Genomic DNA, 1,004 nt, shown 5'->3' with positions numbered 1-1,004 from the left:
AGGCAACCCGACCCCCGAGGAGCTGGCCGCCGCCCTGGCGGTGGTCCGCGCCCGCGCCGCGGCGGCGGCCGCCGCGCCGTCCGGCGTGCGGGGCCCGAGGGACGCGTGGTCCGACCCGGCCCGCGTCGCCGCCGCCCGCGTCCCCCGCGCGGGCGCGGCGGCCTGGACCCGCACCTACTGGCCCAGCTGAGGCCCTCAGGGGCGCGCGGGGCGGCGTACGGAGGTACGACGCCGGGGGCCGACTTGAGTACCCGTACTCAGGCGGCCCTCGCCGGCCAGGCCGCACGCTTAAGGCATGCTCTGGTCAGACCCTGATGACGAACCGCCGAAAGAGCTGCGCGACGCGCAGGACATGCTGCGGCGGCTCGGCATCCTGATGGCCGTGGCGGTGACCGGGGCCATGATCGTGGCCGCCCTGATGGGGCTGCGCTGAGCCCACCGGGCCCCCGCCGGCGCCCACCGCCCGCGCCGCGCCCACCGGGTCCGCGCCGGACCCGCCGCCAGGTGATTCGCGCGGGCCGCCGCGAGGTGATTCGCGCGGGCCGCCGCGAGGTGATTCGCGCGGGCCCGCAATCGGGTGACTAACCTGACCGCATGACCTCGACGCACCGCAGGCGACTCGTTCTCGCCTCCCAGTCCCCCGCCCGTCTCGGCCTGCTCCGGCAGGCGGGCCTCACGCCCGAGGTCATCGTGAGCGGGGTCGACGAGGACGCCGTCACCGCCCCCACCCCGGCCGAACTGGCCCTCGCCCTCGCCGAGGCCAAGGCATCCGTGGTGGCGGCCCGGCCCGAGGTGCAGGGCGCGCTGGTGATCGGCTGCGACTCGGTGCTGGAGCTGGACGACCGCGCGCTCGGCAAGCCCGCGGACGCCGAGGAGGACACCGCCCGCTGGAAGTCCATGCGCGGCCGGGCCGGCATCCTCCAGACGGGGCATTGCGTCTGGGACACGGCGGCCAAGCGCTTCGTCTCGGCGACCGCCTCCACCGTCGTACGGTTCGGCGAGCC

The 1,004-nt window shown here is 77.0% G+C and carries 3 protein-coding genes; all 3 read left to right on the top strand.

What is annotated here, in order from left to right; translation table 11 throughout:
• A partial coding sequence (locus ACPC54_RS42430) for an acyl-CoA carboxylase epsilon subunit (RefSeq protein ID WP_498973137.1) occupies nt 1-190 on the top strand: 190 nt, incomplete at its 5' end.
• 105 nt (nt 191-295) lie between these two features.
• Nucleotides 296-433 (top strand): morphogenic membrane protein MmpB, encoded by a 138-nt coding sequence (gene mmpB, locus ACPC54_RS42425; protein ID WP_181516653.1) that lies wholly within the window; start codon nt 296-298, stop codon nt 431-433.
• A gap of 161 nt (nt 434-594) precedes the next feature.
• Nucleotides 595-1,004: Maf family protein (locus tag ACPC54_RS42420; RefSeq protein WP_498973134.1), on the top strand; the 410-nt coding region annotated here is incomplete at its 3' end.

The organism is Kitasatospora sp. NPDC094028, assembly GCF_049543595.1.
GTDB lineage: Bacteria > Actinomycetota > Actinomycetes > Streptomycetales > Streptomycetaceae > Kitasatospora.
This window is presented reverse-complemented; position numbering and strand designations above follow the sequence as displayed.

Excerpts from the sequence above, each read along its gene's own strand:
- mmpB (WP_181516653.1), top strand. The coding sequence starts at position 296 with ATGCTCTGGTCAGACCCTGATGACGAACCGCCGAAAGAGCTGCGCGAC.